21 protein-coding genes are annotated in these 25,791 nt (G+C 41.5%); 13 read left to right on the top strand and 8 right to left on the bottom strand.

Translation table 11 applies throughout. From position 1 onward, the window contains the following. Positions 1-5 precede the first annotated feature (5 nt). Positions 6-1,661 (top strand): sodium:solute symporter family protein, encoded by a 1,656-nt coding sequence (locus CDC33_RS05100; protein ID WP_109007568.1) that lies wholly within the window; start codon positions 6-8, stop codon positions 1,659-1,661. A 121-nt stretch (positions 1,662-1,782) separates the two neighbouring features. Here the strand turns inward: CDC33_RS05100 and CDC33_RS05095 are convergent, their stop codons facing one another. Beyond that, the gene (locus tag CDC33_RS05095; protein WP_109007567.1) at positions 1,783-2,625 is read right to left on the bottom strand and encodes a tetratricopeptide repeat protein; all 843 of its coding nucleotides are present in this window, start codon (positions 2,623-2,625) and stop codon (positions 1,783-1,785) included. A gap of 361 nt (positions 2,626-2,986) precedes the next feature. Then, positions 2,987-3,907 (bottom strand): ribonuclease D, encoded by a 921-nt coding sequence (locus CDC33_RS05085; RefSeq protein WP_109007565.1) that lies wholly within the window; start codon positions 3,905-3,907, stop codon positions 2,987-2,989. A 470-nt stretch (positions 3,908-4,377) separates the two neighbouring features. Between CDC33_RS05085 and CDC33_RS05080 the strand changes: the two genes are divergently transcribed. Further along, on the top strand, positions 4,378-4,848 hold the full coding sequence (locus CDC33_RS05080) for a BON domain-containing protein (RefSeq protein ID WP_109007564.1): 471 nt from the start codon (positions 4,378-4,380) through the stop codon (positions 4,846-4,848). 166 nt (positions 4,849-5,014) lie between these two features. Here the strand turns inward: CDC33_RS05080 and CDC33_RS41575 are convergent, their stop codons facing one another. Further along, positions 5,015-5,194, bottom strand: coding sequence for a GrpB family protein (locus CDC33_RS41575; RefSeq protein WP_369694381.1), 180 nt, complete (start codon positions 5,192-5,194; stop codon positions 5,015-5,017). A gap of 254 nt (positions 5,195-5,448) precedes the next feature. Here CDC33_RS41575 and smc point away from each other — a divergent pair, with 254 nt between their 5' ends. From smc to CDC33_RS05055, 4 genes are all read left to right on the top strand, one after another. Beyond that, a complete protein-coding gene (gene smc / locus CDC33_RS05070) occupies positions 5,449-9,087 on the top strand; it encodes a chromosome segregation protein SMC (RefSeq protein WP_109007562.1) in 3,639 nt (1,212 codons plus the stop codon). 199 nt (positions 9,088-9,286) lie between these two features. Then, positions 9,287-10,282 carry a PRC-barrel domain-containing protein gene (locus CDC33_RS05065; RefSeq protein WP_109007561.1) on the top strand — a complete coding sequence of 332 codons (996 nt, stop codon included), beginning with the start codon at positions 9,287-9,289 and terminating at the stop codon, positions 10,280-10,282. 514 nt (positions 10,283-10,796) lie between these two features. Next, a complete protein-coding gene (locus CDC33_RS05060) occupies positions 10,797-11,378 on the top strand; it encodes a ferric reductase-like transmembrane domain-containing protein (RefSeq protein WP_109007560.1) in 582 nt (193 codons plus the stop codon). Between the two features lie 80 nt (positions 11,379-11,458). Further along, entirely contained in the window at positions 11,459-12,502 is a 1,044-nt protein-coding gene (locus CDC33_RS05055) for a WD40 repeat domain-containing protein (RefSeq protein ID WP_244919144.1), read from the top strand. Between the two features lie 265 nt (positions 12,503-12,767). On the opposite strand, the gene CDC33_RS05050 is transcribed toward CDC33_RS05055, so the two are convergent. Then, positions 12,768-14,735 (bottom strand): sensor domain-containing protein, encoded by a 1,968-nt coding sequence (locus CDC33_RS05050; RefSeq protein ID WP_109007559.1) that lies wholly within the window; start codon positions 14,733-14,735, stop codon positions 12,768-12,770. A gap of 522 nt (positions 14,736-15,257) precedes the next feature. On the opposite strand from CDC33_RS05050, the gene CDC33_RS05045 reads away from it, so the two are divergent. Then, positions 15,258-16,982 carry an ABC transporter ATP-binding protein gene (locus tag CDC33_RS05045; RefSeq protein ID WP_109012447.1) on the top strand — a complete coding sequence of 575 codons (1,725 nt, stop codon included), beginning with the start codon at positions 15,258-15,260 and terminating at the stop codon, positions 16,980-16,982. A 157-nt stretch (positions 16,983-17,139) separates the two neighbouring features. After that, entirely contained in the window at positions 17,140-17,439 is a 300-nt protein-coding gene (locus tag CDC33_RS05040) for a coiled-coil domain-containing protein (protein ID WP_109007558.1), read from the top strand. Between the two features lie 188 nt (positions 17,440-17,627). Here CDC33_RS05040 and CDC33_RS05035 read toward each other — a convergent pair whose 3' ends face one another. Further along, complete coding sequence (locus tag CDC33_RS05035; protein WP_109007557.1) at positions 17,628-19,085, bottom strand: protein adenylyltransferase SelO; 1,458 nt, start codon at positions 19,083-19,085, stop codon at positions 17,628-17,630. A gap of 122 nt (positions 19,086-19,207) precedes the next feature. Here CDC33_RS05035 and CDC33_RS05030 point away from each other — a divergent pair, with 122 nt between their 5' ends. Further along, positions 19,208-19,879, top strand: a complete 672-nt coding sequence (locus CDC33_RS05030) for an SMI1/KNR4 family protein (RefSeq protein ID WP_109007556.1) — start codon at positions 19,208-19,210, stop codon at positions 19,877-19,879. A gap of 138 nt (positions 19,880-20,017) precedes the next feature. Here CDC33_RS05030 and CDC33_RS05025 read toward each other — a convergent pair whose 3' ends face one another. Next, positions 20,018-20,593, bottom strand: coding sequence for a GNAT family N-acetyltransferase (locus CDC33_RS05025; RefSeq protein ID WP_109007555.1), 576 nt, complete (start codon positions 20,591-20,593; stop codon positions 20,018-20,020). Positions 20,594-20,941: 348 nt separating this feature from the next. Between CDC33_RS05025 and bioB the strand changes: the two genes are divergently transcribed. Next, the gene (bioB, locus tag CDC33_RS05020; RefSeq protein ID WP_109007554.1) at positions 20,942-21,949 is read left to right on the top strand and encodes a biotin synthase BioB; all 1,008 of its coding nucleotides are present in this window, start codon (positions 20,942-20,944) and stop codon (positions 21,947-21,949) included. 82 nt (positions 21,950-22,031) lie between these two features. Here the strand turns inward: bioB and petL are convergent, their stop codons facing one another. Beyond that, the gene (gene petL, locus CDC33_RS05015) at positions 22,032-22,127 is read right to left on the bottom strand and encodes a cytochrome b6-f complex subunit PetL (RefSeq protein WP_109007553.1); all 96 of its coding nucleotides are present in this window, start codon (positions 22,125-22,127) and stop codon (positions 22,032-22,034) included. A 260-nt stretch (positions 22,128-22,387) separates the two neighbouring features. Here petL and aroB point away from each other — a divergent pair, with 260 nt between their 5' ends. Both aroB and CDC33_RS05005 read left to right on the top strand, forming a co-directional pair. Further along, a complete protein-coding gene (aroB, locus tag CDC33_RS05010; protein WP_109007552.1) occupies positions 22,388-23,500 on the top strand; it encodes a 3-dehydroquinate synthase in 1,113 nt (370 codons plus the stop codon). 94 nt (positions 23,501-23,594) lie between these two features. Further along, a complete protein-coding gene (locus CDC33_RS05005) occupies positions 23,595-24,173 on the top strand; it encodes a Uma2 family endonuclease (RefSeq protein WP_109007551.1) in 579 nt (192 codons plus the stop codon). A gap of 252 nt (positions 24,174-24,425) precedes the next feature. On the opposite strand, the gene CDC33_RS05000 is transcribed toward CDC33_RS05005, so the two are convergent. Further along, a complete protein-coding gene (locus tag CDC33_RS05000; RefSeq protein WP_109007550.1) occupies positions 24,426-24,740 on the bottom strand; it encodes an S-layer protein in 315 nt (104 codons plus the stop codon). A gap of 767 nt (positions 24,741-25,507) precedes the next feature. Between CDC33_RS05000 and CDC33_RS38330 the strand changes: the two genes are divergently transcribed. Beyond that, complete coding sequence (locus CDC33_RS38330; RefSeq protein ID WP_181374252.1) at positions 25,508-25,660, top strand: hypothetical protein; 153 nt, start codon at positions 25,508-25,510, stop codon at positions 25,658-25,660. Positions 25,661-25,791 lie beyond the last annotated feature (131 nt).

The following is a 25,791-nucleotide window of genomic DNA, read 5'->3' as shown; positions in this document are numbered from 1 at the left end:
AAACCGTGTCAGTTGAAATTTGGACTATTGTATTAGTTGGACTTTCCTTCCTCGCCTACATTTATATTGGTTGGCAATCACGAGTCGAAAATAGTAAAGACTTCTTTATAGCAGGCCAAGGGATACCTTCAATTGCTAATGGTGCGGCTACCGCCGCCGATTGGATGTCCGCAGCTTCGTTTATTTCAATGGCGGGGCTGATTTCTTTTTTGGGCTACGATGGTTCTATTTATTTAATGGGGTGGACTGGCGGTTATGTACTGCTAGCATTATTACTAGCTCCCTACTTACGGAAATTTGGTAAGTATACAGTGCCAGATTTCGTAGGCGATCGCTACTACTCTAATATCGCCCGTTTAGTGGCAGTAGTTGCAGCCATTTTCGTCTCCCTTACCTACGTTGCTGGACAAATGCGGGGCGTGGGCATTGTTTTTAGCCGCTTTCTACAAGTAGATATCAATACAGGTGTAATCATCGGTATGGTGATTGTCGGCTTTTTCTCTGTGCTGGGGGGGATGAAAGGCATTACCTGGACACAAGTAGCACAATACTGTGTGTTGATTTTTGCTTACCTGATTCCAGCGATCGCGATCGCCTGGTTTCTCACTGGTAATCCTGTTCCTCAGCTAGCATTTACCTTCAGTGATATTGCTGACAAACTCAATAAAATCCAGGTTGACCTGGGATTTAAGCCGTATACTCAGCCATTTGTGAACAAGTCAATGCTAGATGTGCTGTTCACTACCATTGCCCTGATGGTAGGCACTGCCGGCTTGCCTCATATCATCGTCCGGTTTTACACAGTAAAGAGTGTGCGTGCAGCTCGCTATTCTGCTGGTTGGGCGCTACTATTTATTGCCATTCTTTATACAACAGCTCCAGCCCTTTCGATGTTTGCCCGCTACAACCTCATCGATTCCCTGCACAATCATTCGATTGCAGAAGTGCAGCAGCTAGACTGGGCGACCAAGTGGGAAAAAACCAAACTTTTGGGTTTTGATGACATAAATAAAGATGGGCGTCTCCAGTTAACCCCAAACAAAGACACTAATGAAATCAAGATTGACCGAGATATCATTGTGCTTTCTACTCCAGAGGTAGCTAACCTGCCTCCGTGGGTGATTGGCTTGGTAGCGGCTGGCGGTTTGGCTGCTGCTTTGTCTACAGCATCAGGTTTATTGCTGGTAATTTCCAGTTCCATCGCCCACGATATTTACTACCGGATCATAGATTCATCAGCCTCAGAACAAAAACGGGTGTTTGTCGGGCGGATCATGGTAGGCTTTTCCCTCGTCCTCGCCGGATATTTTGGGGTGAATCCGCCGGGATTTGTGAGTGAGGTGGTAGCTTTTGCCTTCGGTTTAGCCGCCGCTAGTTTCTTCCCAGTGATTTTTCTGGGGATTTTCGACAAGCGTACCAATTCTGAAGGTGCGATCGCCGGCATGTTGACGGGTTTAATTTTTACGATAATCTACATTATCGGCGTCAAATTTGGGGGTATGCAACCCTGGTTTTTTGGGGTTTCTCCCGAAGGAATTGGTACTTTGGGTATGCTAATTAACTTCGTTGTCACCCTAGTTGTTTCGCGCCTAACGCCACCTCCTCCAGCAGAAATTCAAGCGCTGGTAGAAGACCTCCGCAACCCGATTATTGAAGAATAGGGAATAGGGAATAGGGCATTGGGCATTGGGCATTGGGCATTCTATTGCTTATTTCTTCCCCTGCCTCCCCTGCTCCCCCTGCTCCCTCATCCCTCACTCCCCACTCCCCACTCCCTACTCCCTACTGCCCAAGTTCTTTAATATTTTTCATCACTTGTTCATATAAATCATTGTTACCCTGACTTTGAAAAATGCTTGCTGCTTGTTGTAAATCCTTGAGTGCCCCCTGCTTGTCTCCATTGGTGGCGCGGGCATTTCCCCGGTTATTATAGGCAGCGCCAAAGTTAGGGTTGAGGCGAATGGCTTGATTGTAATCTTCGAGCGCACCCTGTGGCTCTCCATTGGCAGCACGGGCATTTCCTCGGTTATTATAAGCGATCGCATATTTGGGGTTGAGGAGAATTGCTTGGTCAAAATCATCTAGCGCCTCTCTTCTTTCGCCCAAGGTGGCGCGGGCATTTCCTCGGTTATTGTAGGCTTCGGCATAGTTGGGATTCAGGCGAATCGCTTCACTGTAATCTTTTACTGCTTCTGTGTTATTTCCTAGTGAGGCGCGGGCATTTCCCCGGTTATTGTAGGCTTCCGCGTCGTTAGGGTTGATGTTAAGTGCTTGATTGTAATCTGCGATCGCTTTTTCCTTGTCTCCCAAATCAAAGTAGACTAATCCCCGGCCGTTGTAGGCAGCGCCATATTGAGGATTTTGAGCAATTGCCTTACCATAAGAAGCGATCGCAGCTTGTAAATCGCCGTTTAAATGCTGATTCTTTCCCTGAAGATAGAATTCCCCACCTTTGAATGCTGTAGCTGAACTACGGCTAGGTTGACTAACTCCTATTTCTGTTACTAAAACATTCTCATTCTTACTACAAGAAACACTGCTAATTGCGCTCAATGTAGTAAAAATAGCTATAGTAAATACTTGATTTACCTTTGTTCGCTTTTGTTTAAATAAACTCCGTTTCATGATTTAATATAAACTGCCATAACACCTGAACGCAATTAGTAGCAAAATCTAGATTTTAATTCTTTAACTCAATAGTTATTTTAACTTTGGATAGAGATTTAAAACTAATTTATAAATTTTCCTGATCTTCAATAAATTTATTTAATAGTTATATTAAGGAAAAATCATAAAATATAAAGTATAAAACTTGTCAGTTTTGCTCTTTTCTATTTTCATCTCTTTAATTCTTGACAATAGATTTCTGATCAGTAACCTACTGTTGTTCATGTTTTTTAGAATACTATTGGAAAAAATTGATATATTAAGATTTATTCTAAATAATAACTCCATAAATTCTGGCATTTGTAGCCACCTAAACAATTTACTCATCCTCAATATCACTTTCTTGAGTTTTGGAACTTAGCCGCCAAGAGGTGGTTTTTTCAATATCTACAGAAAGTTGTTCTAGATTTGACCCTAAATCTTTTTTGAGTTTCTGAGTGAGTGTGATTGGAAAATCTAAATTAATACCTTCACTTTGCGCTAGCCTTGCTAATTCTGTAAAAGTAGCTTTAACTGTAGTCCGTTCATAACTAGTTAGTTTGTAATAAGCAGTTTCAGATATATTCTGAGCTTGCATAGCTTTTTTCATGCGTTCTTGCAAATGCTCAAATTCTGAATTCAACAACTTGTATTGTTGCTCAAGTTGCGAATATCTACTACTTAGTGATATTAAGTCTTCCGTTGCGGGATCGGGGCTGGCTTGGGCTTGCAAATCTAATAAATTTGAGTGAATTTGAGCCAGATAAATACAATCTAAGTAAGCATACTCTATCTGTTCTTCAGTCAGGGGGCGTTTTCCCCAATCGCTTGTTTGTTCTTGTTTCTCAATATTGTTAAAGCTACAAAGTGACGTAGCTATAGTTTTGAGTTGATAATTAGGTAAAGGTAAAAGATAGTAGGGAATTTTTTTTGCCATATCTAAAGTACAAGTAATATTTTTGGCTTTCTTGTTACCGAGAAGTTTTAGATCATAACTGGCGTTGTGAAAAACTTTTTCAATGGCAGAATTTATCATAATTTTCTCAATAAATTCAGCTATAATATTAGGTTGATCTAGAACATCTAAAAGGTAAACGCGATCGCCACTCATATCTTTGGGATTATCTAATACCTGAATCAGTGATAATCGGGGATTACGACTTTTATAGTCAGCAACTTCTGTATCTATCCACAGCGTTTTAGCGTTGGTATATTCAGCAACAATGGCACTAATTTCGCGGGCGGAAGTAAGGTACGGCATTGGCTAATATTTCCTGATATTTGGGGCATTGTAAGTAAGCCATAGTTTTCTAAAGTAACATTTTGTTGGTAATTTTGCTGCCACAGAATTGCAAAAATGCTGAAGTTTTGAGTTGCATAGGCTTAGATATCGCCAAACTGACTTAAATCTGATAACATCGAGTCACTACTGCAAGGCTGCACAGTCTACCACCGAAAGAGCTACTGGGCATCTACATTAAATTCATAGAGAGCTACAGAGTGGATGTAGACGCATCCTGGTTAGCAACCGTCAGGAAAATTGAATTGGCGCTTCTCAATAATGGCTGCAAAATCTTAGCCTCAAGAAATCGTCTAAGTTTCAATTTCCAGTAACCTAAGCAATTGCTTGGAAACTTTTGCTACTTCACATTTAATTGCTTTTTAACATCTGCTCCTCACTATCACACACACCTCAATTAATCGCTTCTAGTATTCAATTTGGAGAAGATAATGAAAAAGCTAATTCTATTGCTAGTTAGTAGCATTTTGGTAGTTGGAACTTTTGGCTGCCAAGAGGCTACTAAAACTGGTTCAGAAACTTCTAGTACTACTAATGAAGCCGCTCAAGCACCAGCAACACCAGCTTCTCAGATAAATCAAACTGCGGATAAAACTACTGCCAAAATTCCCGCAACCCAAACGACTCCTTTAGGAGTTAGTACAGATACTATTAAAACCGATTCTGAAAAAACGGCAGCAACAAAAGCTAAGAGCGACTTGAAAACTGAAGTTAGCGAAAAGTTAAATAAAGGCTTACCAGGTAATAAGTTACAAGTTGAAAACAAAGAGGGTGAAATTATCCTCAAAGGCACAGCAACTTCTGCTGAAGAACTCCAGAAAGCTGAAACTTTAGTTAAAGAAGTTCAAGGTGTAAAGACAGTGAAGGTGGAAGCAAAAGTTAAAGCTGTGAAAATGCCATAAAAGAATAACTGAAGTTCTCAGTTAACCGTGGATTAGTTAAATCAGCTTACATCATCAGAAAATTTAAACAGGACTTACATCTGTGTAAGGCCTGTTTTTTTGGTTAAATAAAGATGAGTTCATTAGTCGTGACGCCCCAAAGAATACTTATCATGGGTTTATTTATCTATCGAGAAGTGCAAGTTTTAAGGATACCTTCTACAAACTGCGTTTTTGCATCGCAATAAGAATCAACATCGTACCGAAAACGTTGTGCAAGTTGACGCTTAAGTTCTCCATAAACTAAAACTTGTTCTGTGACTAAAATAAAGTTATATTCCTCACATGATAGCGATCGCTTTGCCAACAACAACTTGTTAAATTAGTTATCTCAACTAAAACTTGAATGATTTGATATAGTTGCTTTTGAGCGCCTGCAATAAAATCTCGTGCTTGTGCTAACTCTAGCAGTATTGTTTTTCTCTAAACCACGATTCTCTTACCCTCTCTGCGTTGTCTGCGTCTCTGTGGTGTGAAAATCTCTAATTTTCTCGCTACCCTCTTGCCAATATTTAATTAGTTGATACACTTGTTCTTCATTAGCCCAGTTAACCAGCGCCTATGGTGCATATCAAGCGCGTGGAACTTACGAACTTCAAATCCTTCGGTGGCACTACTTCAGTCCCTTTGCTACCGGGGTGTACTGTCATATCTGGGCCAAATGGTTCGGGTAAGTCTAACATTCTAGATGCACTGCTATTTTGCCTGGGACTCTCCAGTTCTAAGGGAATGCGAGCCGATCGCCTCCCAGATTTGGTAAATAACACCCAAACCTCTAAAGGACGCGCTTCTATTGAGGCTAGTGTCACTGTGACGTTTGATTTATCAGGGGAAGATGTTTTACCCAAAGCCGCAAAGGCGCAGAGCGAGGAAGCAGAGGAAGAAGTAGATGAAGATGAGGAAAATTCCCACTCCCCACTCTCCACTCCCCACTCCCCAACTGAGTGGAGTGTTACTAGAAGGCTGCGAGTCACTCACCAAGGAAGTTACACGTCGAATTACTATATCAATGGTGTATCTTGCACGCTAACGGAATTGCATGAACAACTAAGTAACCTGCGGGTTTATCCTGAAGGCTATAACGTGGTGCTGCAAGGGGATGTCACCAGCATTATCTCGATGAATGCGCGGGAACGGCGAGAAATTATTGATGAATTGGCTGGGGTGGCGGCATTCGATCGCAAAATCATCCAAGCCAAATCAACTTTAAATGAGGTGAAGGAAAAAGAAGATAGCTGTCGGATTATCGAGACGGAATTAACTGCACAGCGCGATCGCCTTTCCCAAGATCGGGCTAAAGCTGAGAAATATCAAAAACTCCGCACAGAATTTCTAGCGAAACAATCCTGGGAAGCTGTTTTATCATGGCGATCGCTACAAGCACAACAAGAAAAGTTAGTTCACGAAATTCAAACAGGCGATCGCAATTCTACTGAACTCACTACCCAACTTACAAACCTAAATTCTGAAATCGTCCAAAAAACTGCTGAACTGGAACAACTCAATGCTCATGTAAAAGCATTGGGAGAAGAGGAACTTTTGGCAGTACAATCTACCCTCGCCACCCAAGAAGCAGAACGAAAGCAACTCCAGCGTCAGCTAACCGAATTACAAACGACTTCCCAAGAAACCGCCAAACGTCTGCTTCAAACTCAGCAAGAAATTCAAAAACACCGTCATTCCCTAGAAGAAATTGCCGAAACCCAAATTGTAGAGACGCGATTCATCACGTCTTCCCAACACCAAAGAAATGAAGCCCACCAATCTCTAGAAACCTCCCGCGAAGCCGCCGCAGAAATCGCCTCGGCTTCGGAAGCGTGGGTGCAGCAACAAACAGCATTCAACCGTCAAATTGAAACTCTGTTGCAAACTCTAGAACCGCAACGCACAGAAAAAGCACAACTCACAGAACGCAATAATCAGTTACAGCAATTAATTTCCGAACAAACCCAGCTAATTGAACGCGACGAACCGCTATTAGCTCAAAAACAAACTGAATGTAGTCAAATTGAAACTGAATTTAACGCCTCTAGCAAACCCATCCAAAATTTAGCCCAAAATCTCTCAGCTACAGAACAAGAACTGCAAATCCAACAGGAAACTCAAAAACGGTTACTTTCTGAACAACGAGAAAAACAACGCCAGTTGGATAAAATAGAGGCGCAAGCGCAAGCACAGCAAGAAGTCCAAGGAACCCAAGCGAGTAAAGTCATTTTACAATCGGGAATGCCTGGACTTTGTGGCTTAGTTGTGCAGTTAGGAAAAGTAGAACCCCGTCATCAACTAGCTTTAGAAATGGCTGCCGGTGGACGCTTGGGACATATTGTAGTGGAAGATGACAGCATCGCCGCCGCAGGGATTGAACTACTCAAACAGAAGCGTGCAGGGAGAGCAACTTTTTTACCCCTGAATAAAATTCACGCTCCCAAATTTACTCAAGATGCAACACTGCGTTTTGCTAGCGGTTTCGTTAACTATGCTGTTAACTTAGTCGATTGCGATCGCCGTTACAAAGATGTATTTAGCTATGTTTTTGGGAACACTGTAGTTTTTGCCAACCTGGAAGCGGCGCGGAAAAATTTAGGATTATATCGCATCGTCACCTTAGACGGGGAACTCTTAGAAACCAGTGGTGCAATGACTGGTGGTAGCAACACCCAGCGTTCAGCCTTGCGGTTTGGCAATGCGGAAGCGGCGGAATCTGATGAAGCGATCGCTTTAAAAACTCGCTTGGTGGATATTGAGCGAGTTTTAGAACGTTGTACAGAAGCGATCGCTACTTTGTCAGCCAGAACTAAAAAACTGACGCAAGAACTCACAGAAGCGCGTCAGGCGCGGCGTGAACAGCAGTTGCAATTGGAACAGTTGCAAAAAGATATTAAGAATTTGACAGCGCAATTAGAGGGGAGGCGATCGCAACTCGCCCAAAACAGCGAAAAGTTAGCCACTGCTCAATCCCGATTAGAAATCTTAGAGCGGGAATTACCAGGACAAGAAAATGAATTGCAACAATTGCGACACGCCTTAGCAGAGTTAGAAGCATCCCAAACCCCCAGCGAATGGCAACAAATCCAAGCGACAATTAAAATTCAAGAGCAACAATTGCAACAACGTGAAACAGCATTACGCGAAGCCGAACAAAGATTAAAAAATTTAGAAAATCAGCAACAACGTTTACAAGAAAAAATCCAAGAAGCAGAAACGCGAATCACCGAATACGAAACCCAACAAACCTCTTGTAGAGACGCGATTCATCGCGTCTTGAGCCAAACCACAACGCTAGACGACCAAATCACCCAAACCCGTTTATCGTTAAATCAAATGGAACAAAATTTAGGAGAAGAAAAACAAAAACGCGACGCTACAGAACAAGAAGTGCGATCGCATCTTTTGCGCCAACAACAATTGCAATGGGAAATCCAAAAACTCCAAGAAACCCAAGAGAAGCGCCGCGAAGAACTAATTGCATTACAAAGCCAGTTGCGAGATGTGGGAGCAGAATTACCAAATCCGTTGCCGGAAGTTCCAGATAAAGTAGATTTGGAAGAATTGCAAAAAGAATTGCGATCGCTTACCAAACGCTTACAGGCAATGGAACCTGTTAATATGCTGGCATTGGAAGAATACGAACGCACGCAAAACCGTCTCCAAGAACTCACGCAAAAATTAGAGACACTAGAAGGGGAACGCACCGAACTACTTTTACGGATTGAAAACTTTACCACATTGCGGCAACTTGCCTTTAAAGAAGCTTTCGACGCTGTTAACGAAAACTTTCAATCGATTTTTGCCATTCTTTCAGACGGTGACGGCTTCTTACAACTCGAAAACCCAGAAGATCCCTTTAGTAGTGGGCTAAATTTAGTCGCACATCCCAAAGGGAAACCAGTACAACGCCTAGCTTCCATGTCTGGGGGAGAAAAATCACTTACAGCCTTGAGCTTTATTTTTGCCCTGCAACGCTACCGCCCATCGCCATTTTACGCCTTTGACGAAGTAGATATGTTCCTAGATGGAGCAAACGTAGAGCGATTAGCTAGAATGATTAAACAACAGTCACAACAAGCGCAATTTATAGTTGTGAGTTTGCGTCGTCCGATGATAGAATCAGCCGAACGCACAATTGGCGTTACTCAAGCACGAGGAGCTTACACTCAAGTTTTGGGGATTAAGTTACAATCATCCAATACATCTGCTTGAGTTTTTGTTAATAATAGTGTATAGATAAACCACGTAATGTGCGAGTTTCTCTCAAACCTAACCCCCAAACCCTTCCCTACCAGGGAAAGAGAGCAAAAATCAAAGCCTCTCTCCCTGTGGACAAGAGCTTTGGAGAAGGGTTCTAAGAATAAGTTGCACGTCGCGTTAAACCGGATTCGAGATCAGGACTCGGTATAGAATGACCTCCGAACAGATAATTAGGCGTTCCGACATATTAAATACCCAGGTGATTACCCGCGACAACGGCAAGCGGCTAGGCATCATCAGTCAAGTCTGGGTTGATATAGATCAACGAGAGGTTGTGGCTCTTGGTTTGCGAGATAGCCTGATCTCCATTTCGGGCATACCGCGCTATATGTACCTCAACAACATCAGCCAGATTGGTGATGTCATCCTGGTTGATAACGAAGATGTAATAGAAGATATCGAAGTTGAATCTCTCAGTAATCTGATTAACTGGGAAGTAATTACAGAAACAGGTGAAGTCTTAGGCAAAGTTCGGGGCTTCAAGTTCAATGGCGAAACCGGGAAGCTTAACTCCATAGTTATTGCTTCTTTAGGATTGCCCCAAATTCCTGATCAATTTCTGAGTACTTACGAGTTCTCAGTCGATGAAATTGTCAGCACTGGCCCCAATCGGTTGATTGTGTTTGAGGGAGCCGAAGAACGGGTAAACCAGTTGACAGTTGGTTTACTAGAGCGCCTGGGTATCGGCAAAGCACCTTGGGAGCGAGATATAGAAGAAGAATACGCCTATACTCCACCACGCCAAGTTACGCCAGATAAACAACTGCCTAGTGGAGTGCCATTACAGCCACCCAGGCAAAAAGTTCGCGCCCCCGAACCCGTAGCGCGGGAAGAAGAATGGACAGAAGACTATGTGGAAGAAGAAAGGCCACAGCGTCAGGTAATGAAAGCGCGGCAGTATGAATCTATTCAATACGAAGAAGACGAGGAAGAAGATAACTGGAGCGAGGCAACAGGTAGCGACAGGTATCAACAACCACAGCCGCTAAAATATGATGCCCAGCCCTATAACAAGCCTTATGTTGATGAATACGATGATTATGACGACGTAGAAGGCGATGCTTGGGAAGATGCGCCGAAACCAGTGAATATTCCCAAGAAAGTCAAGGAAAGACAGCCAGAATACGAAGAAGAAGGCGGATATTAGGTTATCCCCACCCCCAACCCCTTCCCCGCGCTAGCGAGGAGGGGTTTTTTTTATGAACGAAAGTAAAACCCATCGTCTAAGTAACACCAATTTGAAAAAAGAATGCGACAAATAGACCATTTGTAGAGACGCGATTCATCGCGTCTATTACCCAAGGATGTGTTGCTCACGTTAATACTGCATCATGCCAGGAAAGATTGCAGTTAAAGATAGTACCCTCTAGGGTACTATTAACCCTCAAGTAATTATACTACAATGTAAGCAAGTAATCAACCAGCTAATTTATGGATATAAGTAATTAGAAAAGTACCAGAAATAAAGATGTACTTCAGTATTTAACACAAGGACTAAAGTCCTTATTACAAACTTATTTACCTAGCAAAGTTAACTTTTGACTTTTGCGTAGCGGCGATACTAGCTTATCTGCTATTTCCATTCGGATTAGCGGAAGTTTTGTTTCACTGTTTATACCTGTAGTTTCTATCGTCAACAATATTATTTTTAGAGATTAATCATGTTTTCAATAGATCAATCACCCCTGGCTAATATTCTCGGATTCCTAGCATTAGCTAGCTATATAGCTACATTACTTCCCACAACTCTAAGAATTGTTTTTCCACAAACCAAAGAGACTGGAATTCCTCAATTGCTGCTAAAACACCGCCGGAACATTGGTATTATAGCTTTCTTTTTGGCTTTAGGTCATGGTTTCCTAATGGTTCAAAAGAGAAACTTTGATTTTTTTGACATCAAGACATTTTGGATATATTTCCAGGGTGTAAGCACTTTCATAATTTTTACACTCCTTTCTATAACTTCTAATAATTGGAGTGTAAAAAAGCTGAAAAAGAACTGGAAACAATTACATAAACTCACTTATCCAGCTATGGTTATTTTGATTTGGCATATCTCAGATAAGATGTCAGGTCATTGGACATATTTAACACCAATTAGCCTTTTTGCTATTAGCATAATCACGGTTTTATTTATCATCCGATTTTGGATTGAACACCAAAATAAGCAACAAAAAAATGCAACTAAAGTAGCGAAAGCAGAATTAGCAGAAAGAAGCACTAGTACAGCACGGCTGAAGTAACTGATTAGTTGAAACTAAAACAAGCTTTATTTTCTTGTACTATTTATTACCCAAATTGTGTATATGGGGAGTCCCTTGTAGTGTCAAACCAAATTGTTAAGAAAATTACAGTATTACTGGCAATTACGTCTACAGCAACCTTGGTTGGGTTTGGCTCCTATCGTTTACTATTTCCATTGGAGATGGCCACACCTGGGGTTATGGCCTTGCCAGTTATTCAACCTGATCAAACCTTAAAAGGACATTCAGCGTGGATTTATGCGATCGCTATCAGTCCAGATGGTAAGACTTTAGCTAGTGGTAGCTATGATGGCACGATCAAGATTTGGAATCTGGACACTGGTAAGTTACTCCACAGTTTTAAAGGTCATGCTGATGCAGTTGTATCCTTAGCGATTAGCAGTGATCGCCGTGTACTCGCTAGTGGCAGTTGGGATAATCGAATTAAACTGTGGAATCTGGAAACAGGAACTCTTATACGTACCCTTGATGGGCATAAAGACGATGTAGAAGCGATCGCCATAAGTCCTAACGGAAAATTGCTCTCTAGTAGCAGTGCTGATAATACCATTAAGCTTTGGAATCTCGACACAGGTAAAGAACTCTTTACACTCCAGCATGTAGGCTGGGTAAGGTCTGTTGCTTTTAGCCCCGATAGCCAGAAGTTAGCCAGTGGTAGTAAAGATAATTCCATCAGAATTTGGCAGCTAAACACTGGCAGTCCGACACTTATACAGACTCTCACAGGGCATTCCCAAGAAGTACGTTCTGTTGCCTTCAGTCCTGATGGACAAACCCTTGCCAGTGGCAGTATGGATAAAACCATCAAGCTGTGGCGCTTAGGCGATGGCAAATTGTTGCACACTCTAACGGGGCATTCTGAATCTGTATGGTCTGTTGCCTTTAGCCCTAATGGACAAACCTTAGCAAGTGGTAGTTATGACAGAACAATCAAGCTTTGGAATCTAGCTAGTGGCAAACTCCTTGCTAACTTTGCAGGACATACCAAGTCTGTATGGTCTGTTGCCTTTAGCCCTAATGGGCAAACCTTAGTAAGTGGTAGTAGTGACGAAACCATCAAACTTTGGTCTATACCCAAATATCAAGAACAAGGCAGATATTAAGTAATTCGTAATTCAAAGTATTCATCCTCAAATGAAGCTGCCACAATGATGATTAATTCTTCTCGAATGAATATTCCATTTCAATCATAGAAGAACACCGCGAAACTCTACGCTGAACCCTAAAACAGTTTGTAACTAATTAGTTAACTGTTCAAACACTCATACCATTTCTTTGTGAAGCTGCGCTAAATCTGTTAATTTCTTACTTCTTGGCGTACTTGGCGCTCTTGGCGGTTCGTTCTTTATTTTTTGCACTATAGGCCCATCACCACTGAGGATTTGCCATAATTAATGCTGTCGCCTGAGAGCTATCTAATGGATGAGAGAAAAAATATCCTTGTCCATATTCACACTTCAATTTTCTCAACATTGCTAGTTGCTCTTCTGTCTCCACCCCTTCGGCAGTCACATTTACACCTAATTTGTGTGCCAATGTAATAATTGTCTGAACAATATCTAAATTTCCATCATCAAAAATGCTCCCGCTAACAAAAGAGCGGTCTATCTTCAACTGATTAATTGGAAAGTGGTGGAGACGACCTAATGAGGAATAGCCCGTACCGAAATCGTCAATTGCTAACTTAATTCCTAAATTTCTCAGTTGCTTTACTCTGATGATGGCTTTATCATGGTTTTCCATAATTACGCCTTCAGTAATCTCCAACGTCAAATTCTGTGCGGGGAGTCCAGTGTCTTGTAGAACTTTATTGATGTGCGGCAGCAAGTTTTCTTCACTAAACCTAGTAGTACAAAGATTGACACTAATGGTCAAGGGACACTCAGCCAAATCCCCAGAGCTAAAGGAGAATTGCTCTTGCCACTGCTGTATCTGACTACATGCCTCATATAAAAGCCACTGCTCAATAAGGATAATTAGCCCGGTTTCTTGGGCAGTTGATATGAAATACTCTGGCAAAACAATGCCGTGTTTTGGGTGTAGCCAGCGCACAAGCGCTTCAAAACCAGTTATCCTGCCGCGACTAAGTGACACTATCGGTTGATAATAAACCCGAAACTCTTGAAGCTCAATGGCTCGGCGCAGCTCGTTAACCAACTGCAAGTGTGCCATTGCTTGAAGATGCATATCAGTGTTAAAAATCTCATAGCACGCCCTGCCTTGTGCCTTAGCTCGGTACATGGCAATATCGGCATCACGCAAGTAATCTTCTGGTTGTTTATAACCTGTTATGCTTAAAGCAATGCCAATACTCGCTGTAGTAGACACTTCGTGCCCGTCTAGAACTACAGTTTGTGCCAGATTCTTTTGTATTCGCTCAACAACCTCTACCACTTCTAATACATCTTTAATTCCCACCAGCAAGATGATAAACTCATCTCCTCCCAGGCGTGCAGCTATATCTATAGAGCGCAAGCATTGTTGAAGCCTTTGAGCAACCGTAAGCAGTAATTGATCTCCAAATGTGTGTCCCAGGCTGTCATTGATCACCTTGAAGCGATCTAGGTCTAGAAACAAGACAGCAAATAGATAATCTGAATGCTGTTTGGAATAATTGACGGCATCTTCTAAACGGTTCATAAATAAAGCACGGTTTGGGAGTCCCGTCAGTACATCATGAAACGCAAGGTGCATCAGTTGTGACTTGGCTCGTTTATGCTCTGTAACTTCACTCAGCAATTGCTGATTTGCTTTTGCCAGTTCCACTGTGCGTTTTGCCATTTGTTCTTCAGCTTTTTTAGTTTCGCTGATATTACGCAGCGACCAACGCCAGCCTAGCAATTTTTCTTGTGAGTAGTACACTGGAGATGCCCTGATACTAGCAGGAAAAGATGTACCCAAGCGTGGCTTTAGGTCAATTACGCAGTCCTCTCTCTGCTGCGAATTATTTATTATGGAGCTAAATATCTGGTGGTCTTGTTGAGCGATAAATAGAATTAATGGCTTACCTACCAAATATTTTTGGCGCACACAGAGCATAATTGCTGCTGCATAGTTAGCCTCTAGGATCTTCCCTACGGTATTAGTTACCAAATAACCATCCGGCGCAAAATCAAATAATTCTTGGTAACGCTGGCGTTCTATCTCAGCTGCTGCTCTTGTTACCTCTAACTCCTCTAAGGCAACCAATAGTTCTTCCATTGCCATTTGGAGTTCATCGAAAGCCGCTATAATTAGCTCTTGTTGTGAGTTTGGTTGAGTTGCAGTACGCTGCCATATTCTTCGTACCCGCGATCGCAATTCTGCTATCTGTTGGCTCAACTCATCTACATTCATATTGCTCAAGCTGCAAAACTATGAAGCGTGGGTATAAGTAATGGTCAAATCTAAATATCAGTATTAATAAACACTAAAAAACTGTCATCTATACCAGGGTATACTTTTATTACTTACGCACTGTGTTCTTAATTGTTTGTTGTAGGGCGGGAATATAGGTCTTTAACGAACTTTGGGGGTTTAAGTCCCCAGCAAGATAGGCAGCACGTTTTGTGTCGGGGTCTAAATCCCGGTCACAAAACGTAATTGCGAATTGCGTTAGCGGAGCGGGGCGTTAGCCCATTGCGAATTGGTTTAATCTGGTATCTTTTTTCTTAACTTATGCCTAACTGAGGCTTGGATATTTTTAATAGGTTGTCAGACTTGCTACTATGAAGCCGTATCAAATACTACTCTACACCGAGAAACTCTACAATGAACGCTACGCTAAAACCAGTTTGTAACTAATTAGTGAACTATTTAGAAACTCACCAAAAACTGCTAGCGTCAAACAAAGGAAAATATCATTGTGGACGTTATAGTTTGAAAACCCGTTCTAATTACTGGCAACTGCTGCCTTATATCCAGCTCCAGTGGCGAACCATCACCAAAGGACTTATTGGTATCTTGGGATACGTGCTGGCGACATTAGTCTTGATAAATATTGCCGGTAAATTAGCAACTCCTTTTGCCCAAGGTAATGTAGTAGCGATCGCTCAAATAACTGGCAGTTGTGCTTTAGTATTTCTTGTTAGAGGTTTGTTTCAATCTATACAAGATATGTACATGGCAAAAGCTGCTTTGAGAGTTGCTTTTCATCTGCGTCAGCAAGTCTATGCACATCTTCAAAAGCTAAATCTCAGCTATTTTGAAACGGCAAAAGCAGGTGATTTATCTTACCGCCTCACCGAAGATGTTGACCGGGTTGGCGAAGTTGTAAATAAAGTATTTCACGATTTTATCCCCTGCATTTTGCAGTTGTTAGCAATTCCAATTTACATGATTTACCTGAATTGGCAACTGACATTAGCAACGGTGATAGTTGCACCACTGATGGGTATTTTAGTTGGCTGGTTTGGGGAACGCTTGGGCAAATATTCCTTAAAAAGTCAAAATCGCGTGTCGGGTTTATCAGCCATCCTCGCGGAAGTTTTCAATGGTATTCGTTTGGTACAGGCTTTTGCTGCGGAAAATTACGAAATCGCCCGCTTTGGCCATGAAGCAGAACGCAGTCTCAAAGCAAAATACTCAGCCGAACGCCTGAAAGCGATTCAGATTCCCATTGTCGGATTTCTGGAAGCCTTAAGTGCGTTATCGTTACTGATTGTGGGAGCGTGGCAAATTTCCCAAGGTAACTTAATAGTGGCTAATTTTTTCAGTTATCTGGCGGCGGCGGCGCTGTTAATTGATCCCATTGGTCATACTACTAACAACTACAATGAATTTAAACAGGGTGAAGCATCTGTTGACCGCGTTTTTGAATTAATGGCAATTCAGCCGACGGTGATCGAAAAAGCAAATGCGATCGCTCTTTCCCCAGTCAAAGGCAAAATAGAATATCGTCATATTTCCTTTGCTTATAAACCAGATGAACCTGTATTAAAAGATATCAGTTTATTAGTATCACCAGGTGAAGCGATCGCTCTTGTAGGTGCTTCTGGTGCTGGTAAAACCACATTTGTGAATCTTCTACCCCGTTTTTACGATCCTGAAATTGGTCAAATATTAATTGACGGTGTTGATATTCGGGATGTGAAGCTGCATAGTCTGCGGCGACAAATTGGGATTGTTCCTCAAGAAACCATCATGTTTTCCGGGACAATTGCTCAAAATATCGCCTTTGGACAAGATGTTTTTGATATGGAAGCGGTTACAGAGGCGGCGAAAATTGCTAATGCTCATCAATTTATTAGCCAACTACCAGAAGGTTATCAGACTTGGGTGGGCGAACGTGGGGTAAACTTATCTGGTGGACAAAGACAAAGAATTGCGATCGCTCGTGCTGTTCTGCTCAATCCCCAAATATTGATTCTTGATGAAGGGACATCAGCCTTAGATTCCGAGTCAGAAGCACTGGTACAGGAAGCGCTGGAAAGACTGATGGAAAAACGGACAGTATTTATTATTGCTCACCGTTTATCGACAGTTAAGCGGTGCGATCTTATTTTAGTTCTCGAACAGGGTCAAATTGTCGAATCGGGAACCCATGAAGAATTATTAGCCCTAGAGCGTCGCTATGCGAAATTTTATGCCCAGCAGTTTAGTTAGCCAGAAATACTCATTAGCTTATTACCCAAATCTGACCATCCCCACTTCGTTGCTATCCGGCCTCGGAATAAAATTCCAAGCTTAATAGCTTGCATTCCTTTAAAGCGCAATACGCTTGGCTTTGTGAAAAATTGTAGGTTGGATTAAGCCAAGCGTATTGCTATATAAGCAACAGATACCTGGAAGTCGTGTTGAGGTACTCCAAAGTCGTGTTGAAGTACTCCAAAGTCGTGTTGAGGTACTTCAAAGTCGTGTTGAGGTACTTCAACATCGTGTTGAGGTACTTCAAAGTCGTGTTGAGGTACTTCAAAGTCGTGTTGAAGTACTTCAAAGTCGTGTTGAGGTACTCCAAAGTCGTGTTGAGGTACTTCAAAGTCGTGTTGAGGTACTCCAAAGTCGTTTTGAGGTACTTCAAAGTCGTTTTGAGGTTGAACTGTATTGCTCTAAAGCGAACTGAGTAGATGATTCTAGTACGCCACGGCGGAAATAGAGCAACCATTTAAAACCCCTAAAGAGCTTATTCCATAATACTTTTGACTTTTGACTTCCGCCTTGCGGTACTAGTCCACTCAAGTGGACTTAAGCTATCAGCCTGGAACTTTATTTCCAGGCGGGATGTCTGTAAACATGACTATTTAACTTTAACTACTTCCTAGACTCAATTGCCTTAATTAAGTCATAAAAAGGTTGCCAATTATCTTCCTGAGCAATTGGTTCCCAAATAGATTCAATCACAGGTCTTAATAATGCCGTTTTCGGATTATTAACAGCTAGAGTTTGAGCAATTACATCAATACAATCGCTTTCCAAATCATTCAAAATCTTATGATACAGTATGCACCAATCATCAAAAACCCCTGACGCACCCGGTACTGGCACAATATCTGAACTATTTAGCACAAAACCTGGATCATCTCGCCATTTCGATGAAAAAGTCCGAGCCATCTCATAAAAAAACTGATGATAACCAACTTGGCTATCTTTCAAAAATTCAACCGTTAGATTCAACAGTTCCCCAGCTTCTGGATGTGGCAAATCCTCAAAACCTAACTTTTTCAACATCAAAGAACTGTATTCAGCTTGATAATACTCATCAAACATTGCTAATCCAGCTTCCATTTCCTCTTTATCGATAATCGCCTTTAAAGGTTCCTGGAGCATTTGTAAATTCAACTGACAAATACTTGGTTGATTACCGTAACAGTAGCGTCCATAATAGTCAAAATATGCAGCTATAAAGGATGGGTTATAAGTTGGGATAAACGCGTAAGGGCCATAGTCAAAACTCTCTCCCGTAATCGACATATTGTCAGTATTTAGAACTGCATGACAAAAGCCAGCCGCCATCCACTGCGCTACTAGTTTTGCAACTCGTTTCACTAATTCGGCGTAAAACAAGGCATATTTATTTTGTTCAGCACTTAAATGTCGATAATACTGCTCAATTACGTGGTCTAATAACTTCTTAGTTAAATCTGGACGCTGGAAAAAATGCAGTCGCTCAAAAGTGCCAAACCGAATATGAGAACTGCTCATTCTAATCATCACACAAGAGCGGGTAGGCGAAGGTTCATCGCCCCGCCAGAGGGGTAAACCTGTTTCAATCATGCTCAGACAGCGCGAGGTACGTACACCCAAGTGGTGTAGTGCTTCCGCAGCTAGAACTTCCCGCACCCCACCTTTGAGCGTCAGCATACCATCGCCACCACGGGAGTAAGGCGTTCTTCCAGAGCCTTTCGTGCCAAAATCGTACAATTCGCCATCAGTGGCGCGTACTTGCCCGTAGAGGAAGCCTCTACCATCACCCAACTGTCTGTTATATTCACCAAATTGATAGCCGTGGTAACGCAGCGCCAACAAGGGTTTACGCCCCTGAAATTTGCCAAAAGCTGTGACAAAATCTTCGTCTTTGACTAATTGGGGTTCTAAACCCAAGCGCGGTAGTAGTGCATCGTTACGCCAACGCAGGATGTGTTGAGGAAATTCCTCTGCTGCAACCTCGTCGTAGTAGTCGTCGCCTAGAGATTCCAAGGCGCTTTCGTAGTTGAGGGAGAGAAAAGGATTGCTAGAATTTTTGTAGTTTGGAGTTTCAGCCAGAGTCATTACGAGCAAAGCTTAATTCATTCTTCCCTTAATACTAGCTCTGGCTTTGGCATCAGCATAGACGCAAAAAGCGACCCATATCTAAAATATGGCAGCGCCCCCATCAAAATCTAGAGCGCATAATGGATAAAGTTTTGCAATTAAAGAAAAACTTAACTCAATTAGCTATTTTAGACGCTACATTTGAGGTTTTTGGCTCCGAATCACACCAATATCAATTTAAACCTTGCTTAAGTAACAAGGATATTCAAATGTTTGAATCTAGATATAATATTACGCTACCAAGTGAATATCGAAACTTTCTCTTAGAAATTGGTAATGGTGGTGCAGGGCCAGGATACGGCTTATCTGGACTTTCGGGAATTGAATCTGAAAATGTCATCTCAGAAAAACTATACCCTGAAAACTACGAAATTCTCTCTAGACCATTTCCTTTGAGAGAAGCATGGAATGATTTGGATTTAATTGCCAAGAATAATTCAGATTTTGTTACCAACAATAATGACTACTTCGACAATAAATTTATTCAGGGTACTCTCACTATTACAAATTATGGTTGTGGAATTTATGCGATCTTAGTCGTTACTGGCGAACAGTCAGGGAAAATCTGGATAGATGATCGTACTAATGATAATGGGATATATCCTGCTTCTTTGAGTTTTTGTCGTGCTTTCCATGACATCAACCCTGATGATTCTTATCCAAATAGCAATGAGGAGCAGCCTTTAAGTTTTTATGATTGGTATGAAGACTGGCTCAACCGAAGCTTGGATCAAATCCGCCAGTCTTCGTAATTCGTAATGGGCTACGCTCCGCTACGCTAACGTAATTCGTAATTCGTAATTTTAGCGAAACACTAAACCATATTGAAAAATATATGAGCTAGAGGTAGTTCGGGATTTAAAAATATAATAATTCAATTAAGAATTATTTTAAGATTTAGCTGCTTGCCAATTAGGATTGATCAGACTTGTCATAATATGATCTTCCCATTGCCCATTAATCAATAAATAGTCTCTAGCATATCCTTCAATAACAAAACCGAGTCTTTTGAGTACATTACCACTGCGCCGATTGTGAGGCATATAATTAGCCATGACTCGGTGAAAATTTAACTCTTCAAAAAGATATTGAATGGCGGCTTTTAGCCCTTCTGTCATATATCCTTTACCTTGTTTACTTTCAGCAAGGCTATAGCCCACATAGCAAAAATGAGCGACTCCTCGAACAAAATTACTAAAATTTACAGTTCCAATAATTACGGTAGGATTTTTTTTAGTAAAGATAAATAGCTTTAACGATTGACCATTAATAAATTCTAGAAAATTGTTCTCTATCTGATACTGCCAATACTCTTGGGTGAAAAAACCATCAGCCCAAACAGGGTAAAATGGAGTGAGATAGGTTTTGTTATAAATGAAGTATTTGAGAATTTGGGGTATATCTTCATGGATAGCCGCTCGTAAGAACAGGCGATCGCTTGTAATTAGTGGCAGTTCGGATATCATAAATTACTTAATCGGCAAAATCTCTTCTTGAAACATTCTCTAGATTTTAAATTCTCTCATAACCCACGGTTTAACAGCAGCTAGGGCAAATAGAATTTGCACGCCAGTTGCATTGCCCAATCCCCAATGCCGAATCCATAAGTATTTTTACTGGTAATCTGCCATTCAACCAAAATCTTGATAAGCTGATGTCTAATATCTAGAGCGGAAGGATTGAGAGCCAATGGGTGATAAAGCACAGTAAGCGGCATAACTTCGATAAAATCGCTTTGCCCAAACGCTGTACCGCAGGAAATTCAACCAAAAGACAGCTCAAGATTTAACCCAGTCTACAAGAAGGATAGTGATGTGGTGGGAATACGCTACGATTGGCAGGAATTAGAAATTCGGGCGATATACAACACGCCATTGCTAGAGCTGATTTATCAAGCTGCTAGCGTGCATCGCCAATATCATGACCCAACAAAAATACAAGTTTGTAAGCTTATATCTATTAAAACGGGAGGTTGCCCAGAAGATTGCAGTTACTGTGCCCAATCTTCCCGCTATAAAACAGAGGTAAAGCCGGAAGCACTCCTAGAAAAGGAAACGGTAGTTAACATTGCTCAGAAAGCGAAAGAAACTGGTGTTAGTCGCATCTGCATGGGTGCTGCTTGGCGCGAAGTGCGGGATAACTCACAATTTGAGGAAGTCCTGGAAATGGTCAAGGATGTAACCGCAATGGGTTTAGAAGTATGCTGCACTCTAGGTATGTTGACAGCAAATCAAGCCAGGAAATTGTCAGAAGCGGGACTTTACGCCTACAACCACAACTTAGATACCTCGCAGGAATATTACAGCACAATTATTACCACGAGGACATATAGCGATCGCTTGAACACAATTGAAAATGTCCGTCAGACAAATGTTACTGTATGTTCTGGCGGTATCCTGGGTTTGGGCGAAACTGTTGATGACCGGGTTGGGATGTTACAAACTCTGGCAAACTTACATCCGCATCCAGAGTCTGTGCCAATTAATATTCTTTCACAAGTACCAGGCACACCCTTAGAAAATCAGCCTGATGTCCCCATTTGGGATATTGTGCGGATGATTGCCACAGCCAGAATTTTAATGCCAGCTTCCGATGTGCGTCTTAGTGCAGGTAGAGCCAGACTTTCTCAAGTTGAACAAGCTTTCTGCTTTATGGCAGGAGCCAATTCTATCTTTTCTAGCGACGACAACAAAATGTTGACAGTGACAACTCCTTGTCCAGATTATGATAGCGATAAAGAAATGCTGAATTTACTTGGTTTGGGGATGCGATCGCCTTCCCAAAGACAAGAGAAAGTGGCAACTCCGGCTGTTGTAGGATAAATATCTTCCTGTGGGATGGGCGTCTCGCCCGTCCCTTAGTAAACTGAGGGCAGACAAGATGCCCGCCCCACAAGAGTCTTGATTAAATTATCTTGGCAGTCCGCAGACCGAATAGCAGACCGACAGCCAAACCAAAGAACAAAGCTAAAAAGCCGATATAAGCTGCAATCGCAAACATTTATTTTTCTCCACAATACTTCCTAAATCTATTGAATCATTAGTCATTGGTCATTGGTCATTTGTCATTTGTCATTTGTCATTAGGCATGGGGCATGGGGCATTGGGAAAGAGGAGGCAGAAGGCAGAAGTTCTTTAATTTTGAATTTTGAATTTTGAATTTATTTCTCCCCCTGCTCCCTCATCCCCCTCATCTTCCCACTCCCCACTCCCAGATTGCGATACAATACAGCCCACGGGCGCTTGTTTAGGGGTTGGGCAATGACTTCTGTAATTAATGTAAATTTACCAGAGCAGTCTTATGAGATTGCGATACCTCCGGTGAGCTACGCTAACGCACCTTCGAGTTTAGATCAACTAGGTCAACAGATGGCGAGTCTCAAGCTAGGCAAGAAGGTATTGCTGGTTTCTAATCCTACTATTTTTAAGCATTTTGGGGAAAGAGCGATCGCATCCCTAACATCTGCTGGATTTGATGTAGCTAGCTGCACCCTACCACCAGGGGAACGCTACAAAACCCTCAATTCCATCCAAAAACTTTACGATATCGCCTTAGAAAACCGCCTGGAACGTTCTTCTACTATGGTAGCTTTGGGCGGAGGTGTAATTGGCGATATGACTGGCTTTGCAGCCGCAACTTGGCTGCGCGGCATTAATGTTGTCCAAGTTCCTACCACTCTCTTAGCGATGGTAGATTCGGCAATTGGTGGCAAAACTGGCGTGAATCATCCCCACGGCAAAAACTTGATTGGGGCATTCCATCAACCGCGCTTAGTTTTGATTGACCCAGATGTGTTAAAAACTCTTCCTATGCGCGAGTTTCGCGCCGGAATGGCAGAAGTTATTAAATATGGTGTAATTTGGGATGCTGAATTGTTTGCCCAGTTGGAAGCAAGTAAACGCCTCGATCAACTCCGCTATGTAAAACCTGATCTGATACATACCATCTTAGTGCGGTCTTGTCAAGCTAAAGCTGATGTTGTTAGCAAAGATGAGAAAGAAGGCGGATTGCGGGCGATTCTCAACTATGGACATACTATCGGTCATGCAGTGGAAAGTTTGACTGGTTATCGTCTAGTAAATCATGGTGAAGCGGTGGCCATTGGCATGGTAGCAGCCGGTCAAATTGCTGTGGAATTGGGAATGTGGCAAAATGTTGACACAGAACGTCAAAATGCTTTAATTCAAAAAGCAGGTTTACCAACTCAGTTACCAACTGGGGTAGATATTGAAGCAATTATCGACGCATTGCAGTTAGATAAGAAAGTTAAAGCGGGGAAAGTACGGTTCGTTTTACCAACAGAGATTGGTGTAGTAACAGTTACCGATGAAGTGCCATCGGATATTATTCGGCAAGTTTTGCGGGGAATGTGAAGAATTTGAAGAAGAATTCAAGAGTCAGAATTCAGAAGTCAGAATAAAAGTTACTTGCTCTGTTCTTCAATTACGAATTACGAATTAATCAGCTATGATACTCCAAGCCAAAAATCAATTAACCTTGCAAGAGTTCTTAAACCTTTCACCAGGTGAGGGAGATATAACTTATGAACTTGTTGATGGTCAAGCAATTCCTAAAATGTCACCAAAATTTTTTCACGCAAAACTTACCCGCGTCCTTTTAAATTTGATTGAGCAGTGGTGTGAGGGGAAAGGAGAAGTTTGCCCGGAATGGGCTGTTGCATTAACCCGTCGGGGGCGACATTGGATGCCAATTCCAGATATTTTATACATCTCTAATGAACGTTTACCTGCCAACTGGGACGAAGACGAAGCTTGTCCTGTTCCTCCTGATTTGGTGATTGAGATTATTTCACCAGGACAAACCTTTGGACAAATGGCAGCTAAAGCCAAAGACTATTTAGATGCTAAGGTGCTACGGGTGTGGGTGGTAGATAGTAAAGCCAGAAGCATTACTGTTTTTTATCCAGATGCAGCCCCACAAACTTATATGGGAGAAGAATTATTTAAAGATTCTTTGTTTGAGGGATTGGAATTTACTGTTGAGCAGGTGTTTCAAAAGGCGAAAATACCATTAGATACCGAATAGTAAACTTTTTATATAGGATTACTATTTGATTTTTGAACAAAATTAGGTATTGTAGAGTGTGTTAGAACGGAGTTCGTAACGCACTATAATCACGGGTTTGATGCGTTACGCTGTCGCTAACACATCCTACGTATATTTTCAGAAATCAAACCAGATTCCTATATCTAGCATAATTCTCTTCATCTCAACGTCCATCGAAATTTCAATCGGCGGTTGCTACTCAAACTTTTTATATCTTTAGTCAGCAACGCCCTATTTTTGAAACTGTGGTTCTTTCTGTCGTTGCTGCTGGCTATTTGTTGGTTGCAGTTTGTAAAATAAAGCTGGTGGCGTAGCTTTGCGGAATGCACCGCAGTCGTGCATAGTCATAACCGCTTTAAAAGCCCAATGGTCTGATGGCACATCAGTAAAGGGATTCGGTAAAGTTTCTGCTTGATTCTGAACACAAGCATTCAAAACTTGATTCGATTTTGCTGGAGTGTCGGTACTAGGTTCTTGAGATTTAACAGGAGTAATAAAGCTAGTAGTAGCTAGCACTACGACTGTTGCCAGAAGTTTGCAGTTCATAATTTAAGCTTTCTAGGGATAGAAGTCTACCCTATGTTAGTTCCCAGGCTGTTGCCCAGGAACTAGAATAAACTTGCTGAGATTAAGCGTTAGAAAACATGGTAAGCATTACTAACATAACAACTAATGCACTGATCCAAAGAGCTAACGATCCCCAACTAACTGAATCTTTTTGTACTCTTTGCCAGAAATTGGTAACTAAGTTATTCCGAATTGCCATTTTATAACCTCCAATTTTTATTAAACTTGCACTGACTCAATGCATTAAGCCTGTATTGAGTAAATAAAAGTTAATCTTTAGGGGTATCAGCCTTTATTTACTGAATCCCAGAGATTAACCTACAGAGATTGAAATTAATTAATGCAGCCAGTGCCAATGGATGATCTCAACGCATTACTGAAATCTCAAAAACGAACAAAAATTTACAAAAAGACATTTTTTGATGCTTAATTTAATTGTCCCATACGTAAGTGTTTACACCCCAAAATTTGGCGATTTTGAGAAAATTCTTAACGTTGTCTTAATTATGTATAAAAGTTAGTGTTCTTAAATCACAAACTACTTAAATATTGACGATGTTTCACTTTTACTCATGATTTATCTAGACTTGAAAATAGACACAATTAAAACAATTCGTAATTGGCAATGAGCTTTGCGCCGCTCCGTTCGCAAAGCGTCTCGTAGAGAAGAGAGCAATTTGCAATTATGTTTTGTGACGGGGATTTAAACCCCCAAAGTTGGTTAACAGTAAAAAAGCAGGTAAATAATGGTGCAACAAATAAGACATAATGAACCCCAATATATCTGTATCATTCCAGTTGAGAAAATTACAGCCAACCAAGACGAAGAAATCATGACCTTTGGTGCATCAGCCGACGATGCAAAAAAACAAGGTGAGGAATTGTTAGTATCTACCTAATGATTGATTTTTGAGCCAGGTAATGCTGACGAGCAAGAATACACAACTATGATGTTATAAGTGCAAAATTTAAATTTGTAGGAACTGTAATCAAAATTAGCTTAGTAAATCAGGATTTTCAAGTCAATATT

The organism is Nostoc commune NIES-4072 (assembly GCF_003113895.1).
Lineage (GTDB): Bacteria > Cyanobacteriota > Cyanobacteriia > Cyanobacteriales > Nostocaceae > Nostoc > Nostoc commune.
Note: the sequence above shows the minus strand (reverse complement) of the source record. Positions and strands in the feature narration are given on the sequence as shown.